The sequence below is a fragment of the Rhodoferax sp. LS1P39 genome (assembly GCF_056521425.1).
The window spans coordinates 115,098-131,529 of record NZ_JBWMAV010000004.1 but is presented as its reverse complement, the minus strand read 5'-3'; the positions used below and the strand labels follow the sequence as shown (position 1 = coordinate 131,529).

General features: G+C 65.5%; 17 protein-coding genes. 6 read left to right on the top strand and 11 right to left on the bottom strand.

Going from position 1 to position 16,432, the window contains the following annotated elements; genetic code table 11:
- Positions 1–62: 62 nt before the first annotated feature.
- From AC097O_RS09280 to AC097O_RS09265, 4 genes are all read right to left on the bottom strand, one after another.
- Positions 63–713, bottom strand: coding sequence for a YdcF family protein (locus AC097O_RS09280; RefSeq protein ID WP_479592516.1), 651 nt, complete (start codon positions 711–713; stop codon positions 63–65).
- A 113-nt stretch (positions 714–826) separates the two neighbouring features.
- Entirely contained in the window at positions 827–1,732 is a 906-nt protein-coding gene (locus AC097O_RS09275) for an ATP-grasp domain-containing protein (RefSeq protein WP_479592515.1), read from the bottom strand.
- On the bottom strand, positions 1,729–2,496 hold the full coding sequence (locus tag AC097O_RS09270) for a hypothetical protein (protein WP_479592514.1): 768 nt from the start codon (positions 2,494–2,496) through the stop codon (positions 1,729–1,731). The genes AC097O_RS09275 and AC097O_RS09270 overlap by 4 nt, the downstream gene beginning before the upstream one ends.
- Positions 2,493–4,370, bottom strand: a complete 1,878-nt coding sequence (locus tag AC097O_RS09265) for a M6 family metalloprotease domain-containing protein (RefSeq protein ID WP_479592513.1) — start codon at positions 4,368–4,370, stop codon at positions 2,493–2,495. The genes AC097O_RS09270 and AC097O_RS09265 overlap by 4 nt, the downstream gene beginning before the upstream one ends.
- A gap of 139 nt (positions 4,371–4,509) precedes the next feature.
- Here AC097O_RS09265 and AC097O_RS09260 point away from each other — a divergent pair, with 139 nt between their 5' ends.
- Positions 4,510–5,862 (top strand): transaminase, encoded by a 1,353-nt coding sequence (locus tag AC097O_RS09260; protein WP_479592512.1) that lies wholly within the window; start codon positions 4,510–4,512, stop codon positions 5,860–5,862.
- Positions 5,863–5,929: 67 nt separating this feature from the next.
- Positions 5,930–6,850, top strand: coding sequence for a DMT family transporter (locus AC097O_RS09255; RefSeq protein WP_479592511.1), 921 nt, complete (start codon positions 5,930–5,932; stop codon positions 6,848–6,850).
- 15 nt (positions 6,851–6,865) lie between these two features.
- Here the strand turns inward: AC097O_RS09255 and AC097O_RS09250 are convergent, their stop codons facing one another.
- Complete coding sequence (locus AC097O_RS09250; RefSeq protein WP_479592510.1) at positions 6,866–8,077, bottom strand: SMP-30/gluconolactonase/LRE family protein; 1,212 nt, start codon at positions 8,075–8,077, stop codon at positions 6,866–6,868.
- Between the two features lie 113 nt (positions 8,078–8,190).
- On the opposite strand from AC097O_RS09250, the gene AC097O_RS09245 reads away from it, so the two are divergent.
- Positions 8,191–9,105, top strand: coding sequence for a LysR family transcriptional regulator (locus AC097O_RS09245; protein WP_479592509.1), 915 nt, complete (start codon positions 8,191–8,193; stop codon positions 9,103–9,105).
- 42 nt (positions 9,106–9,147) lie between these two features.
- Here AC097O_RS09245 and AC097O_RS09240 read toward each other — a convergent pair whose 3' ends face one another.
- Together AC097O_RS09240 and AC097O_RS09235 are read right to left on the bottom strand one after the other, a co-directional pair.
- Positions 9,148–10,101: a pyridoxamine 5'-phosphate oxidase family protein gene (locus AC097O_RS09240; protein ID WP_479592508.1), complete on the bottom strand. Its 954-nt coding sequence runs from the start codon at positions 10,099–10,101 to the stop codon at positions 9,148–9,150.
- Positions 10,098–10,718 carry a glutathione S-transferase family protein gene (locus AC097O_RS09235; RefSeq protein ID WP_479592507.1) on the bottom strand — a complete coding sequence of 207 codons (621 nt, stop codon included), beginning with the start codon at positions 10,716–10,718 and terminating at the stop codon, positions 10,098–10,100. Before AC097O_RS09235 ends, AC097O_RS09240 begins: the two co-directional genes overlap by 4 nt.
- 100 nt (positions 10,719–10,818) lie before the next feature.
- On the opposite strand from AC097O_RS09235, the gene AC097O_RS09230 reads away from it, so the two are divergent.
- Complete coding sequence (locus AC097O_RS09230) at positions 10,819–11,721, top strand: LysR family transcriptional regulator (RefSeq protein WP_479592506.1); 903 nt, start codon at positions 10,819–10,821, stop codon at positions 11,719–11,721.
- Between the two features lie 73 nt (positions 11,722–11,794).
- Here the strand turns inward: AC097O_RS09230 and rraA are convergent, their stop codons facing one another.
- Together rraA and AC097O_RS09220 are read right to left on the bottom strand one after the other, a co-directional pair.
- Positions 11,795–12,292, bottom strand: coding sequence for a ribonuclease E activity regulator RraA (gene rraA / locus AC097O_RS09225; RefSeq protein WP_479592505.1), 498 nt, complete (start codon positions 12,290–12,292; stop codon positions 11,795–11,797).
- Positions 12,289–12,780, bottom strand: a complete 492-nt coding sequence (locus AC097O_RS09220; protein WP_479592504.1) for an Lrp/AsnC family transcriptional regulator — start codon at positions 12,778–12,780, stop codon at positions 12,289–12,291. The genes rraA and AC097O_RS09220 overlap by 4 nt, the downstream gene beginning before the upstream one ends.
- Before the next feature lie 90 nt (positions 12,781–12,870).
- Here AC097O_RS09220 and yedA point away from each other — a divergent pair, with 90 nt between their 5' ends.
- Together yedA and AC097O_RS09210 are read left to right on the top strand one after the other, a co-directional pair.
- Positions 12,871–13,770, top strand: coding sequence for a drug/metabolite exporter YedA (yedA, locus tag AC097O_RS09215; RefSeq protein ID WP_479592503.1), 900 nt, complete (start codon positions 12,871–12,873; stop codon positions 13,768–13,770).
- A 166-nt stretch (positions 13,771–13,936) separates the two neighbouring features.
- Positions 13,937–14,320 carry an SWIB/MDM2 domain-containing protein gene (locus tag AC097O_RS09210; protein ID WP_479592502.1) on the top strand — a complete coding sequence of 128 codons (384 nt, stop codon included), beginning with the start codon at positions 13,937–13,939 and terminating at the stop codon, positions 14,318–14,320.
- 110 nt (positions 14,321–14,430) lie between these two features.
- On the opposite strand, the gene AC097O_RS09205 is transcribed toward AC097O_RS09210, so the two are convergent.
- Positions 14,431–15,933 carry a tripartite tricarboxylate transporter permease gene (locus AC097O_RS09205; RefSeq protein WP_479592501.1) on the bottom strand — a complete coding sequence of 501 codons (1,503 nt, stop codon included), beginning with the start codon at positions 15,931–15,933 and terminating at the stop codon, positions 14,431–14,433.
- The gene (locus AC097O_RS09200; protein WP_479592500.1) at positions 15,933–16,427 is read right to left on the bottom strand and encodes a tripartite tricarboxylate transporter TctB family protein; all 495 of its coding nucleotides are present in this window, start codon (positions 16,425–16,427) and stop codon (positions 15,933–15,935) included. The genes AC097O_RS09205 and AC097O_RS09200 overlap by 1 nt, the downstream gene beginning before the upstream one ends.
- Positions 16,428–16,432: the final 5 nt, after the last annotated feature.

The following is a 16,432-nucleotide window of genomic DNA, read 5'->3' as shown; positions in this document are numbered from 1 at the left end:
ATAGCAGATACAAGCAGGCGCTGGCGGAAGACAATCGCCACCTGCCGCTTGCGCGATGGCGACTACCCTAGCCTTTTGTTGAATCCACGCTTGACCAGTTCGGTGTAAGCTGCCCACACATTTTCAGGAATATCCTGGTGGATTTGAAAACCCCTTTCGGGGTATATTTTTATTCTCTGGATATCGCCTACCATGGAATTGATGAAAACATCCTTTGCAACGCACCCATCCAGATATTCATGGTATGTCGTGCTGGGCGATGACAGCATGAGTTTTTTGTGGCCCCAATGGACCATTCCCGCTGCATACGCCCTTCTTTCTGCGTAGGGTTTTTGAACAATTATGATTTTCTCAAAATCTAAACCCAACTGTTTAAACAGCTTGTCCGTCAGCAAAAAATTATCACCGGTATTTTTTGCCTCATTTTCAATAATGATCCTGGCCGCGGGAACCCCCTTTTCTTTGGCTATTTGAAGGAAAATTTCGGCTTCGGTTTTTCCAGCGGAATTCGGCCATATAGATTCTGGATGAACCACTCCGCCCGAAAACACCAAAAAATCGGCCCATCCGGCTAAAAAAAGATCGGCGGCGTAACTTGCCACAATGGGGTTGTAACTGCCTAAAGCAAATATGCAGTCGGCCTTTTCCAGCGGGTGGTGCATCACACCGTAGTCCCACAGTGTTTTTGCATATTTATGGGTTGCTTCATCCATTTTCAGTTTCCGCCATACAGGGCCTGAAATCATAGAACCGAATCTTGGTGCACAGCAGTTGCTACAGTTTAAGGAGCTGCCTGTGCCCATCTCATCGGCACAAAGAACTATTTTTAATCCGAATCCATCAACAACCCCGCCAGCGCCGCCGCAATCGGCAGCCCACTCTCCACCTCAAAGTAACTAAACGCCGGCATGGGGTTCACCTCGAAGCACACGTACTCGCCGTCGGGCCGCAGGCGCAGGTCGATGCCGCTCAGGGGCAGGCCCATGGCATGCGACATGGCGATGCAGCGGGCGGCTACGGCGGGGGGGAGCGTGGTGGCGACGACCTGGGCGGTGGTGCCGCTGCGCTGGGCGTAACGGTAGTCGGTGGCGGTGCTGGTGATCTCTGCGGCCAGGGCCTGCTGGCCGACCACGTGCACGCGCACGTCCACACCGGGCACGTACGCCTGGAACTGGGTGGGCAGCTGGGCCAGGCGGTGCATGCGCGAGAGCCAGGTGTCGTCCAGCTCGGTGACGATGGAGCGGATGCCGCTGATCGACTTGAACACCACCCGGCCGTGGGTCTTTTGGAACGCGCGAACCTCGGCCTCGTCGGACGTGACCAGGGTGGGCGGCACCAGGAAACCGGCTTCGCCGATCCACTGGGCCTGCAGCGGCTTGGAGGCGTTGGCCTGCATGGCCAGTGGGCGACTCACCACCCGGGCCGGGGCGACATCCAGCCATTCCACCAGTTGCCGGTGCAGGGCCAGGGCGTGCTTTTGCGCGGGCTCTGGCTGGTCGGCCACGCGGGGCTCCAGCGGGCGGGCGTAGACGGCGCGGATGTCGGCCAGCGCGGTACACGCCCCATCCACCACCAGCTCGCCCGCCATGCCCTGCGGCCCGACCTGGATGTCCAGCCGGGCCTGGTCCAGCCGGGCGATGTCGAGCAGTTGGTAGCGCGCGCCCGCACTGTGCAGCGCGGCCACCAGGTGCTCGATGGGAGGATCGTCGCCCTGGCCGTACACGAGGATCATGCGGGCTCTTCTACCAAGGTGCGTTCGGCCAGGTCAACCAGGCAACGGGCCACGGTGTCGATGTCTTCCAGGTCGCTGAGCTCGGGGTGCGGGCTGACATCCACCAGCACGGCCCCCGCCACACCGCGCTGGAAGCGGAACTCCAGCAGCGTAAAGCCCAGGTTTTGCGCGGTAGCCACACAGGCCACGCCCAGCCGCCCGGCCAGGATGCCGGTGGTCAGCGTGCCGGCCACCAGCACGGTGGCATCCCAGGGGCCGGGGGCACCGGCACCTTGGTCGGCCACCGGCAGGCCGCAGCGGGCGGCGGCGCTGGCCCAGTGCAGCAGCGGCAACTGCGGCACCAGCCAGGGCTGGCCGCGCAGCGGTTGCACCACGCAGCCACCACAGGCGGCCAGCCAGCTCAGCACCAGGGCCTGCAGCTCCATGGCGGCGTAGTCGCGGTCTTTGGGGTGGGCCTGGCTGAACTGCGGCAGGGGCAGGTGCTGGATGCGGTTGAACACTGCGCGGATCTGCGTGCTGTGCAGCGCCGGGCGGCCCGGCAACACCAGGCGGGTGTGGGCGCAGCCGTGGGCATCCACAGCGTGCGACCAGGCGGCCAGGCCCAGGCTCTCGGGGCGCACGGTCCAGACCTCCACCGTGGCACCGGCCAGCAGGTTGCGCAGCGAGGCCGCCACGGACGCGGCACCGGCATCGCTGGCGTGGGCCAGCACCAGGACGATGCCGGGTGCCGCACCCGCACCAAGATGGTCAAGCTGTACCTTCATCGGGGTGGGGGCGCGTCAAACGCCCGCTTCGCATCACGGTCACCGGCGGCCATGCGCTCTTGCAGCGCGGTGTTGTCGTCGTACACCGGGCCGCCTTCCAGATCGGGGCGCAGGCTGGCATCGATGAAGGGCTGGGCCGTGGCGCGGCCTCCATCCACCGCGCTGCCCGCATACGCCCGCGCGCCCACCATGGCCTCCAGCATCTGCAGCCGGGCTTCCAGGTCGGACAGCACCACGTCCAGGTGGCCCGGGTCGGCCACCGGGGCGGCGCGCACGATGCGGTGCTCCAGCATGTCCTTGCGGTCCTTGACGATTTCCTTGGCGACCTCTTTCGTGGTTTCCTTGCGGATTTCTTTGGTGATCTCCTTGCCTTCCTTGGCGGCTTCCTTGGTGAGCTCCTTGCCTTCCTTGCGCACGTCCTTGCGGTCTTTGACCAGCGACTTGACACTGCAGCGCACGCCCAGCGTGGCCGCCATGGTGGGGCCGGAGGCGGAAATGGCGGTGACCGACACGCAGGTGTTCACCCCCGCGTACGACCTGGAATTGGGCGTGGTGGTGGGGCCAAAGGCCGTCTTGGCCGCAGCACCGGGGAACGGGTCGCCGCTGTCGCCCTGGTCGCCAAACGTGCCTGCGGGGTGGGTTGCATCGATCTCGCGCAGGCCGTCGGCCTGGACCAGGGCCACCTTGTAGTGGCTCTCGTTGCTGTTGCCGGGCTGGGCCTCATCAATGTGCCAGACCAGCAGGCCTGCGCCGGGCAGTTGCGCGTCAAAGCCGCTGCGCTGGCGGTTTTCCAGCAGGAAATACTCGCTGCTGCCCGCACCGTTTTTCCACAGGCGGTGCACGGTGTGGCTGGTTTTGACATCGGGCAGCGACACCGTGCCGCTGGTGGTGACATTGGTGGTGCCCACCCAGCCCTGGTTGACCTTGCACCAGGCGGAGGGATGGGCCGGAATGTCGCCGCCGCCGTTCCACGAGCCGCCCGACATCAGGCACCAGTCGCCAATGCCTTCCGAGGTGCCGTCGGTGTCGTACAGGTCGGGAAAGCCAAACAGCAAATGCCCCAGCTCGTGCGCGCACACGCCCAGTTTGGCATCTTCGGGCACGGTGAGGTAGGCGTAGATTTGCTTGCCGTCGGCGGGCATGGCTGCGGGCAGCACGTGCTTGTGCGACCAGATGTCGCCCGCATGGCCGGTCTGCTCGCCGCCGCGCCCGGCGTGTACCACGATGAAGGCATCCACAAAGCCGTTGCCGTCGTTGTCGTACAGGCCAAAATTGACCGCCGGGTTGGCCGCCACCGCCGCATCCTTGGCCAGGATGTTGGCCCGGAATGCGCCGCCGCCGCGCGCGATGCCGAAGTTGTTGTTGGCGTACCAGGCCAGGGTTTGCGGCAGGGTGTAGGGGCCGACCACCTCGCCCACGATGTCCACCAGGCCGCCGGTGACCTCCTGGTAATACTCTTTCACGCTGCCGTGGGGCAGCACGCCGCTGGAGAAAAACAGGTCACGGAAATGTTGCGCGGTTTGCACCATCGCCTTGTCGCTGAACTGGGCCAGCACCACGATGACCCGCAGAGGGCCGCGCAGGGGGGCCCGGTCGGCGGCGGCGTTGCGGATGGCCGATTTGGGCGTGCCCTCGGGGAACTGGTCGGGCGGGAAGATCACGCCGTCGTTGAAGCCTAGCCGCGTGGGGCTGCGCGCCAGCGTCAGGGCGCTGGCCAGCTCGGAGCTGACGCTGCCGCGCGCTTTTTCCAGCTCGGCCTTGAGCCGGGCCTTCAGCTCGGGGCTGGGGGCGACGGCGCAAAAGTCGGACCACCGTGCCTGCACGCTGCCCACTGCGGGGGCTGCGCAGGCGCAGGTGTTGCGGAATCTCGGCATACATCTCCTTGCGTTGCTGTGAAATCAGTATCAACGCACGTTAGACGCTGCCCAGGGCATCGTCACCTTGGTCATCCCCCATTTTGGGGACAAACCCTTAGTGCATCCACCACAACTTGACGCTGCAACAATAAGCCCCATGACGACCCACCCCGCCCTGACCTCTTCTGCACTGGCCCAGCGCTTTGCCACCGAAACCCAGCGCTTCACCGCCACCCACCCGCGCTCCATCGCCCTGGCCGCCCAGGCCGCCCAGCACTTCCTGTTTGGCGTGCCGCTGCACTGGATGCGCGACTGGCCTAGCCCCACCAGCCTGTGCGTGCAACAGGCCCAGGGCGCGCAGCTCACCTGCGCCGACGGCCATGTCTACGCCGACTTCTGCCTGGGCGACACCGGGGCCATGTTCGGCCACAGCCCGGAGCCGGTGGCCCAGGCCATCGCCCGGCAGGCGGCGCGCGGGCTGACCAGCATGCTGCCCTCGGTGCAGACGGCAGAGGTCGGCGCGCTGCTGGCCGCCACCTTTGGCCTGCCGCAGTGGCAAATGGCCTTGACTGCCAGCGATGCGAATCGCTTTGTGCTGCGCTGGGCGCGGGCCGTCACACAACGGCCCCAGTTGCTGGTGTTTGAAGGCTGCTACCACGGCGCGGTGGACGACACCCTGGTCGATCTGGAAGATGGCCGCACCCTGCCCCGCCCCTCGGTGCTGGGTAACGTACACAACCACGCCGCCTTCACCCGCATCGTGCCCTTCAACGACCTGGCCGCGCTGGAAGCCGCCCTGGCCGACCGCCAGGTGGCCTGCCTGCTGGCCGAGCCCGCGCTGACCAACTGCGGCCTGGTGCTGCCAGACCCCGGTTTCTGGCAAGCCGCCCAGGCCCTGTGCCAGCGCTACGGCACCCTGCTGGCGCTGGACGAAACCCACACCTTGTCTACCGGCTGCGGCGGTTACACCCAAGTGCACAGACTCAAACCTGACCTGCTGGTCATCGGCAAGGCCGTGGCGGGCGGCCTACCCTGTGCCGTGTACGGCTTTACCGACGCACTGGCCCAGCGCATGCGGGACGCGAAACAGGCCGCGCCCGAAGGCCACAGCGGCATAGGCACCACGCTGGCGGGCAATGCGCTCACACTGGCCGCCCTGCACGCCGCCTTGACGCACCTGCACACCCCCGCCACCTACGCCCCTATGCTGGCGCTGGCCGACACGCTGGCGGCGGGCTTGCGTGAGCGCATTGGCGCTGAGGGTTTGGGCTGGACCGTCACCCAGCTCGGTGCCCGCATGGAACTGCAGTACACCGCCCAGCCGCCGCGCAACGCCGCCGAAGTGCACGCCACCAGCCAGCCCGCGCTGGATGCCCTGCTGCACCTGTTTCTGCTGAACCGCGGCGTGCTGCTCACGCCTTTCCACACCATGCTGCTGGTATCGCCTGCCACTCGCGTCAAGGACGTGCAGCAGATGCTGGACGGGTTTGAGGCGTTTCTGAGCGCCTGATTTTTCAAGCCTTTCAGCCTACTAGCGCTTATGAATAAAGCGTGAGAAGCTATTAAAAATATAGTTCATGTACCACCCCTCCCCCCTGACCGCCCGCCTCTGCCTGGCCGCTGGCATGGCCCTGGTGGGCGTGTACGTGGGCTTAAGCAAGCCGCTGGTGGCGGCCTTGCCGGTGTTCCTGCTGGCCTGGCTGCGCTTCGGCATTGCGGCCATCGCCATGCTGCCCTGGCTGAAAAAGCCCGCATCCGAAGGCCCCCTGTCGGCCCACACCCGCTGGCTGGTGTTTCTGGAATCGTTTCTGGGCAACTTCCTGTTTTCGATCTGCATGCTGTACGGCATGGGCCTGACTAGCGCGGTGTCGGCGGGGGTGATTCTGGCGGCCATTCCAGCCTCGGTGGCGCTGCTGAGTTGGCTGCTGCTGCGCGAACGCATAGGGCTAAGGGTGTGGGCGGCCATCGCCTGCGGGGTGCTAGGCATCGCCTTGCTGGCGCTCACAAAATCAGAGCAGCTCACGCCTATGCTATCTGCGCAAGAGGCCGATTTGGCATCTAAAAACCACTTCTTGGGCAATTTGCTGATGGTGGGCGCAGTGTTATGCGAAGCGGCCTACGCGGTGATCGGCAAAAAGCTCACCGGCAGCCTGGGGCCCAAACGCATCAGCGCCCTCATCAACCTGTGGGGCCTGGTGCTGATGACGCCCATGGGCATGTACCTGGCGCTGTCGTTTCCGTTTGCCAGCGTGCACCCCGGCACCTGGCTGCTGCTGGTGTTCTACGCCATGGCCGCCAGCATCGGCACGGTATGGCTGTGGATGACCGGCCTGCGCGTGGTGCCTGCGGCCCAGGCGGGGGTGTACAGCGTGCTGCTGCCGATATTTACCGCGCTTACCGGCGTGCTGGTGCTGGGCGAAACCCTGGGACCGGTGCAACTGCTGGCCTTTGGTATCGCCCTGCTGGGCGTGGTGCTGGCCACCTTGCCTGAGCGCTAGGCGCCTGGGTGGGTGTCAGCGCTTGGGCAACGGCATGCGCCAGAGCTGGTAGCGTTCTTGCCCGGGCTGCACGGCACCGGCAAAGTGGTCGTTCAAGGCGCTGGCGGTGAACATCAGTGCGCCGTCTGCAGCGATGGCGGGGGTGTCGGGCCAGTGCACGCCGTCGTGGGCGGCCAGCAGGCGCATGCGGCGGGTGGCGGGATCAAACCGCACGATGCCGTTGCGGGTCACGTCAGTGATGTACACGCGGCCTTGTGCATCGGTGGTGATGCCGTCGGTGTTGCCGCCGACGGAGCCCAGGTTGCGGATACTCGCGGCCAGTTGGGTGTCACCGGTTTGGGGCTTGCGCAGCAAGGCGGTGGGCATGGCCCACAGGCGGGTGCCGGTGGTGACAGTCCAGTACAAGGTAGCACCGTCGGGCGACAGTGTGATGCCGTTGATGCCCAGCACCAGCGGGTTGCCCGGCCACACCTCTTGCCCGTGCGACACCACGGTCACGCCCGCCTCGGGCATCAGGCTGGGGTGCTGGTGCAGCACACGGCGCACCTGGCCAGTAGCAAAGTCCACCACCACCAGGCCCGCCAGGTTGTGCGGGGCGCTGCGCAGCCCGCTGTCCGAGATATAGGCCACGCGCCGCCGGGTATCCACCACCACGTCGTTCAAAAAGCTGCCCTTGCGGTCGGCCACGCCGTCCAGGGGAATGCTCTTGACCACGCGGCCCGTGTCCAGCGCCAACACCAGCAGTTTTTGGGCACCGGCAGGAGCCTCTGCCTCGCCCGCCACAAAGCCCATGTCCAGCGCCCACAGCCAGCCGTTGTGCCGGTCGACGTAAAAGCCCAGCACGTTGCGCAGATGCTCGCCGGGCTGGGTGCTGGCATCGTTGCCTTGCACGGAGGGAAATGCCGTCAGCCGCGCGGGGCCGCTGGTGGCCTGGGTGTCCAGGCGGCTGAGCGTGGCGGGCGCGTCGGCCGAGATCAGCCGTGGGATGCTCACATAGGCCGTGCCGTCGGCGGCGAAATGGATGCCCGAGATGGGTGCGCCGGGCGCTTTGGCCGAGCCCGCATACGGCGTGGGATCCGCCGAGGTGTCCCAGGTCACGCCGGTATAGCTGCGCCATAAGGACACGGCGGCATCGGGCGGGGCGGCTTGGGCCACCGGGGGCACCAGGCCCAGGCTGGCGGCTAGTGACAGGGGTGCGATCAGGCGTTGCAGGGATACAGAAAACATCGACATCTTTCTCCATAGGGTTGTTGTGGATGCACCGAAGATAAGCTTGCACGCCCAATGCATAAAGAGCCAAAACCTGCACACATAATGCATCCCAAGGAAACAATAACCCCATGGACCGCCTCAGCACCCTGCGCCTGTATGTACGCCTGGCCGAGCTGCAAAGCTTCTCGGCCACTGCCGTCGAGCTGGACATTTCGGCATCGGCTGTCAGCAAGGCGATTGCCGATCTGGAAAAAAGCCTGGGCGCGCGGCTGGTGCAACGCACCACGCGGCGCGTCTCGCTGACCGAAGCCGGGCGGCGGTACGCCGAGCGCGCCCACGGCTTGCTGCAAGCCCTGGAAGAAGCCGATGCCGAGGCGGCGGGTACGGCCTCGGCGGCCTCCGGGCGCTTGCGCTTGAATATCCCGATGGCGCTGGGCCTGACCGATGTGGGCGAGGCGCTCACCGCCTTCGCCGCCGCCTACCCGCGCATCGAGCTGGATGTGGAGCTGGGCGACCGCCATGTGGACTTGCTGGCCGAAGGCTTTGACCTGGGTCTGCGCGCCACCACCGACCCCAAGGACTCCAGCTACACCGCCCAGCGCATCACCAGCTTTGCACTCCATGTATGTGCCTCGCCGGGCTATGTGCAGCTGTACGGCCAGCCCCAGACACCCGCCGACCTGGCCGCGCACCGCTGTTTTGCCTACGCCTATGCCACGGCGGGTGCGCGCTGGCCCCTGCATTGGGACGGCGCCACCCATGTCAGCGTGCAGCCGCGCGCCCGGGCCAACAACACCATGTTCTTGAAGCGCCTGGTGCTGGCCGACCAAGGCATTGCGGTTCTGCCCGACTTTGTGGCGCGGCCCGAGATCGACACCGGCGCGCTGGTTGCGCTGTTTCCCCGGGTGGAGCGCCCACCGCTGGTGCTGTTTGCGGTGTACCCCGAGCGCAGGTTGATGCCCGGCAAGGTCTCAGCTTGCGTGGCATTCTTGAAAACATGGTTCGCCGACCGGCAGAAAAACCAGGCCCCGACAGGGCCCTAGCGCCGATAGAACCTGCACGAACAGCTATCAAAATGGTAGTTTTCAGACAGGGGGCAGCCATTGCCCGGTTCCCTCCAGTGCAGGCGAGAGCTGTGCCGCACCCCAACGCAGCGCCAAAGCCGCCGGTCGGCGCAGCACTTGTTGCACCTGCAGGCGCAGCAGCCGCTGGGCACCGGGGTAGCGGGCCAGCTCCGGGCCGTCCCAGACGATCTGGGCGCGCACGGCCAGGTGCAGCAGGTCGCCAGTCTCAAAGTCGATGAACAGCAGGCCCGCCTGCGGCTGCAGCAGCAGATTGCCCAGGGTGTTGAAAAAGTAGTTGCCCACCAGGTCGGGCACGGTCAGCCACTGCGTGCCTGCGGCATCCCCGTCCACCCGCACAAAGCCGGGTTTGCCGCCGCGGTGGGATACATCGACACCGTGCTCTCCATCGCGCTCTGCGCCGGGATGGGCGCTGGCAATGAAGAAGGTGTCGGCCCCCTGCACCAGGCGCAGGGCGGCGGCATCGAGCTGCTTGCCAACGGTGGTGGCGGCCTCCACGCGCTCAGCAAGCACCGGTTCGCGGGCCTGGATGTACTTGGGGCAGTTGCCAAAGCTCTGTTCCACCGCCACACCAAAGCCGCTACCGTCCAGCGCCGTGACCCTGCCATTCACGCGGTTGCGCCGCCGTGTGTGGGGCTCGATGCCCAGCATGCCGATGGACGCGCCCTCGGCCAGGTGGCGCGCCAGCGGGTCGGACACGGCAGGCAGAGCCTGCACCCGCAGCCGGGCGGCATCGGGCGAGCGAATGAAGCCGGGCGGCCCCGCCAGCACCGAGGCCCAGGGCTGGCCCTGCGCGTCCACGCTGCCCAGCACCACAAAGGGTAGCTGGGCGAAGAAGTCGCGGTGCTGCTCGGGCATGTAGCTGCGGATCACGCGTGGCCCCACATCGGCCATGCGCTGGGCCACGCCTGCGCGCTGCTGCAGGGCGACTTCTCCCGCGTGGAAGGCGGCGGTCATGCCAGCAAGCCAATGCGGCTGCGCACCATGGGCACAAAGCCCGGCAAGGCCTCGATGCGGGCCAGCCAGGCGCGTATCTGCGGGTACGGCTCCAGCGAGACATTGCCCTCGGGCGCATGGGCGGTGTAGCTGTAGAGGGCGATGTCGGCAATGGTGGGCGCATGGCCCACCAGGTAGCCAGACTGCTGCAGATGCGCCTCCACCACGGCCAGCAACTGGGTGGAGCGCTGGATGGCCTCCGACGGGTCGGTGGGCCGGGCAAACAGCTGGATCACCCGCGCCAGGGCCGGGCCAAAGGCCAGCGGCCCGGCCGCTACCGACAGCCAGCGCTGCACCTGCGCGGCGGCCACCGGCTCGGTGGGCAGCCAGGTGCCGGGCGCGGCGTAGCGGCTGGCCAGGTAGACCAGGATGGCGTTGGAATCGGCCAGTGTGACATCGCCGTCTTGCAGCACCGGCACCTGGCCAAAGGCGTTCAGGGCCAGAAACGCCGGGGCTTTGTGGGCCCCGGCCAGCAGGTCGATGTTGACCAGTTCGCAGGGCAGGCCCAGCAGCGACAGCATGAGTTCCACGCGGTGGGAGTGGCCCGAGACGGGGTGGCGGTAGAGCGTGATGGGCATGGTGTTCTTTCCAAAAGCGCCATTGTGTTTAATCCGCCCATGAAGATAAATGGCTTGCAACGCATTTGACTACTCCACAATCCGAACTAGTATGGTCTGTATGGACAAACTCAAAGCCATGCAGACCTTTGTGCAGATTGCCGACCAGGGCAGCCTGACCGCCGCCGCGCTGGCGCTGGATGCGTCCCTGCCCGCCGTGGTGCGATCGCTGGCGGCGCTGGAGGCGGATCTGGGCGTGCGCCTGTTCCAGCGCACCACCCGGCGCATCGCGCTCACCGAGGAGGGCCGCCGCCACCTGGACAGTTGCCGCCAGGTGCTGGCCAGCTTGCAGGAGGCCGAGGCCGCTTTGAGGGCCGATGCCCGCGAACCCGCAGGCCAGCTCACCATCACCGCGCCGGTGCAGTTCGGCCAGATGCACGTGGCCCCCGCCGTGACGCGCTTTGTGCAGCGCTACCCGCAGATGCGCTGCAGCGTGCTGCTGTACGACCGGGTGGTGAACCTGCTGGAAGAAGGCATTGACGTGGGCATCCGCATCGGGCCGCTGGAAGATTCATCGCTGGTGGCGCACACCCTGGGCCACATCCGCCGCGTGGTGGTGGCCAGCCCCGACTACCTGGCGCGCGCCGGGCTGCCGCTACACCCCAAAGACCTGCTGCGGGCCAACTGCGTGCGCCGCACCGGCAACAACCCCAGCTGGGGGCCGTTCATTGATAAAAAGAACAAAGGCCGCCCGTTCAGCATCAACGTCAGCGGCAACCTGGACTTCAACCAGATCGCGCCCGCGGTAGAGGCCTGCGTGGCCGGCATGGGCGTGGGCATGTTTTTGTCGTACCAGGTGGCACCGTACCTGGCCGACCAGCGGCTGCAGATTTTGCTGGAAGCCTATGAGTCGCCGCCCCGTCCCTTGAGCCTGGTGTTGCCCCACGCCCGGCTGCTGCCCACCCGCACGCGGGTGTTCATCGACTGGATGCGCGAGGCGCTGCAGGGCCTCAAGACCTCCTGAAATAATTTATAGGAAATATGCCTCCAGCGCTTATTCCATCAGCGCGAGAAGCTACTTTTTATATAGCAATCATCTACACCAGCGCGTGGGCACCCACCACCATGCCGTCTTCGTCGGCATACAGCCATTCGCCTGGCATGACCCAGGTGCCCTGGATGTGCACCGCCACATTGCTCTGGCCCTGGTTGCGCTTTTCGGTGGGCATGGGCATGGCGGCCAGGGCGCGGATGCCGACCTGCAGCGCAGCCAGCTCGGCCACGTCGCGCACGCAGCCGTCCACCACCACCCCGGCCCAGCCATTGGCCACCGCCGCCGCGCCCAGGTTGCCGCCCAGCAAGGCCCGGCGCAGCGAGCCGCCGCCGCCGACCACCAGCACCCGGCCCTTGCCGGGCGTGTCCAGCGCGGCTTTGACCAGGGAGTTGTCTTCAAAGCACTGCACGTTGAACACCGGACCGCTGAATTTCTGGATGCCGCCAAAGTCGCGGAACGACGGGGCCAGCACGCGAAAGGCGCCGGTGAGGTCGTTCTTATGCGCATCGCACAGGTCGCAGGTGGAGAAATTAGCGGTCATGGGGGTTTCGCCTTGGTAGTAGAGGAAATGGGTTCCCGCCGGGCTGGCAGCACCAGCGCGTTTTCACGCGGGGCGTTCAGCACGATGGAAGTCGAGGTAGGGCTGAGGATACAAAATTTGCTGACCACCACGTCCAGGTGGCGCACGTCGATCACGGCGATTTCCAGCACCCAGCTGTCTTCGCCGGTGACGTTGTAGGCATTGAGCACCTCGGGGGTTTGCTCGATCAGCTTGACCACCCGGGCATAGTCGGCCCGCGCCACGCGGATCAGGGCGCGGATGCCGTAGCCCAGGCGGGTCAGGTCCACCTCGGCGCGGTAGCCCTTGATGACACCGCTGGTCTCCAGCTTGCGCACCCGCTCGGTCACCGCCGGTTGGCTCAGGTGCACCCGCCGCCCCAGCTCGGCCATGGTGATGCGCGCATCGCGCTGCAGCTCGCCCAGGATGCGGTCGTCGCAGGCATCAAATTCGGTAACTTCGGTCAACATGCTGAATCGATTTAAAAGTAAAGGCCAAGCAGATATTTTTACAGCAATCTTGCATGGTGGGAACGCGAATGTCTACCTAAGATCATGGCCATGTCTAGCGCCACATCCCTCCCCGTCCGCCCCAACGCCCTGCTGCTGCCCGCCCTGCTGGCTTGCTACCTGGTGTGGGGCTCCACCTACCTGGCCATCCACCTGGCGCTGCCCAGCTTTCCGCCGTTTTTCCAGATGGGCACGCGCTTTCTGGCCGCGGGCGGGCTGCTGATGGCCTGGCTGCTGGCGCGCGGCCAGGCCCTGCCCAGCGGGGTGGAATGGCGCAACGCGCTGGTGATCGGCGTGCTGATGCTGGGCGGCGGCATGGGGCTGACGGCGCAGGCCTCGGTGCACATCGGCTCGGGGCTGATCGCCACCTTCATCGCCGTGGTGCCCATGCTGACCTGCGGCTGGGGCCTGCTGTTTGGCAAGCGCCCCACCAAGCTGGAGCTGCTGGGCATGGCCCTGGGGCTGGTGGGCGTGGGCCTGTTGGTGCAAGGGGCCAGCTTTGCCGCCGCGCCGGTGGGCCTGCTGTGCATCACCGGGGCCACCCTGGCCTGGTCGCTGGGCTCGGTGCTGTCCACCACCCGGCTGCCGCTGGCCAAGGGGCCGGTGGGCTATGCCAGCGAGATGCTGTGCGGTGGCGCGGCGCTGCTGCTGGTATCGCTGGCTTTGGGCGAGCAGCCCCACTGGCCGCCCACGGCAGCGGCCACGGCGGCCTGGGTGTACCTGGTGGTGGCGGGGTCGCTGGTGGCCTTCAGCGCCTACCTGTATCTGCTGGCCCACGCCACGCCCGCGCTGGCCACCAGCTACGCGTTTGTGAACCCGCTGATTGCGCTGTTTCTGGGCGTGGTGCTGGCCGGGGAAGTGGTGACGGCGCGCGAATGGCGGGCCTGCGCGGTGATCCTGCTGGGGGTGGTTTGCATCCTGGTGGCGGGGCAAAAATCGCGCAAGGCCTGAAAACACGCGTTCCCAGGGCGCTTTACCAATGAAAAGACGGCCCCCAGATGCGAAAAAGTTGCATTGCCTATGGGAATCCGGTTTTTTCTCCATTAGCATCGTGGTCTGCCGGTGGAGACGATGTTTTTCGCTGGTGTGAACCTAACTCCAACAAGGACTGACCATCATGGCAACTGCAAAAAAAGCCCCAGCAAAATCTGCTGCTCCTGCGAAGAAAGCTGCTCCTGCAGCCAAAGCGGCCCCAGCCGCCAAACCCGCTGCTAAAGCGGCTCCCGCCAAGAAGGTTGCTGCCGCTCCCGCGCGCGCCGTCAATGCCGCTTTCATGAAGGCACTGACCCCCAGCAAGGAACTGGCTGCCGTGGTCGGCGCTGCCGCCCTGCCCCGTACCGAAGTGGTCAAGCAGCTGTGGGTCTACATCAAGAAGAACAACCTGCAAAACCCCGCCAACAAGCGCAACATCAAGTCCGATGCCAAGCTCAAGGCTGTGTTCGGCAAAGACGAAGTCACCATGTTCGAAATGGCTGGCCTGATCGGCAAGCACCTGAAGTAATCGGCATTCTTGCCCCATAAAAAAAGCCGCTTTACGCGGCTTTTTTTATGGGCTTTTTATGCTTCCAGCGCTTATTGCATAAGCGCTGGAAGCTACTATTTTTATAGCAATCAGTTTACAACGATCGCCTTCTTGGCCGCCATCACCTTCAGTACCCGGGGCAGCACCAGCACCGACAGCACCACGATCAGCAGGGTCAGCGACATGGGGCGCTCCAGGAAGATGGTCCACTTGCCCTCGCCGATGGACAGCGCGTTGCGCATCTGCGCCTCGGCCAGCGGGCCCAGGATCATGCCAACCACCACCGGGGCGGTGGGGAAGTCGTAGCGGCGCATCACCACACCCAGCAGGCCAATGCCGTACAGCAGCACCAGGTCGAACGCGCTTTGGCGCATGCCGTACACACCCACCGTGGCGAAGATCAGGATACCGGCGTACAGGTGCGGCTTGGGGATCTTCAGCAGCTTGACCCACAGGCCTACCAGCGGCAGGTTCAGCACCAACAGCATCACGTTGCCAATGTAGAGCGAAGCAATCAGCGCCCAGACCAGGTTGGCGTTGGTGTCAAACAGCTGCGGGCCGGGTTGGATGCCGTAGTTCTGGAACGCGCCGAGCAAAATGGCCGCCGTGTTGGAGGTGGGGATGCCCAGCGTCAGCAACGGGATCAGCGTGGCAGTGATGGCCGCGTTGTTGGCCGCCTCGGGGCCGGCCACACCTTCGATGGCGCCGGTGGTGCCGAACTCTTCCTTGTGCTTGGAGAGCTTTTTCTCGGTGGCGTAGCTCAGAAACGTCGGAATCTCGCTACCGCCTGCGGGGATGGTGCCAAACGGAAAGCCGATGAAGGTGGCGCGCAGCCAGGCGGGCCAGGAGCGCCGCCACTCGCTCTTCGTCATGTGCACCTTGCTCATGCGGTTTTGCGTCTCGACCGTTCGGCCCTCGTACATCACGTTGTACAGGGCTTCGCTCACCGCAAACAGGCCCACGGCGATCAGCACCACTTCCAGGCCGTCCAGCAGCTCGGTGACACCGCCGGTGTAGCGGGCCGCGCCGGTGAGCTGGTCCAGCCCCACCAGGCCCATGGCCAGGCCGATGAACAGCGAGGTCAAACCGCGCACCGTGCTCTTGCCCAGCACCGCGCTCACGGTGGTAAAGGCCAGCAGCATCAGCATGAAGTATTCCGGCGGGCCCAGGCGCACCGCGTAATTGGCCACCAGGGGCGCAAACAGCGTGACCAGCACGGTGGCAATGGTGCCCGCCACGAACGAGCCGATGGCGGCCGTGGCCAGCGCGGCACCGGCACGGCCATTCTTGGCCATCTTGTTGCCTTCCATGGCGGTGACCATGGAGCCGGATTCCCCCGGCGTGTTGAGCAGTATGGAGGTGGTCGAGCCACCGTACATGGCACCGTAGTAGATGCCCGCAAAGAAGATCATCGAGGCCGTGGCCTCGACCTTCACGGTGATCGGCAGCAGCATGGCCACCGCGGTAGCCGGGCCAATGCCGGGCAGCACGCCGATGGCCGTGCCCAGGGTACAGCCCACCAGGGCCCACAGCAGGTTCACCGGCGTACCCGCCGTGATGAAGCCCTGCATTAAATTGTTCCAAAGATCCATTACAACCATCCCGTCGTGGTGAGGCCGGGCAAATTGATGGCCAGCAGCTTGGTAAACATCCAGTACACCGGGGCCGAGATGGCGAAGCCGATGGCGGCATCCTTGGCCCAGACACCGAGCGACTTGTCCGTGCGGCCCTCAGCCGACTTGAAGCCGCGCACCGCCAGCATGAACAGCAGGGTGCAGCTCAAGATGAACCCGATGGTGGTGATGAGCGCGGCATTGGCCAAAATGGCCACCGACACCCAGACGAAGGCGCCCCAGTCGGCCCGCTCCGCGCCCGAGGCCTCGTCCATGAACCGGAAGCCGCCGCTGCGCGACTCCCATGCCAACCATGCGCCAAAGACCATCAGCGCAATCGACACCACCCAGGGCAAAAAGTTGGGGCCCACGCCCGCGTAACCGGCATCGGACTTGATGTCCCACGCCCCGAAGGCCATGACGGCCCCCAGCGCCAGCGTGCCCAGCCCGATCAGGGTCTGGGAGGTTTGCATCGTTA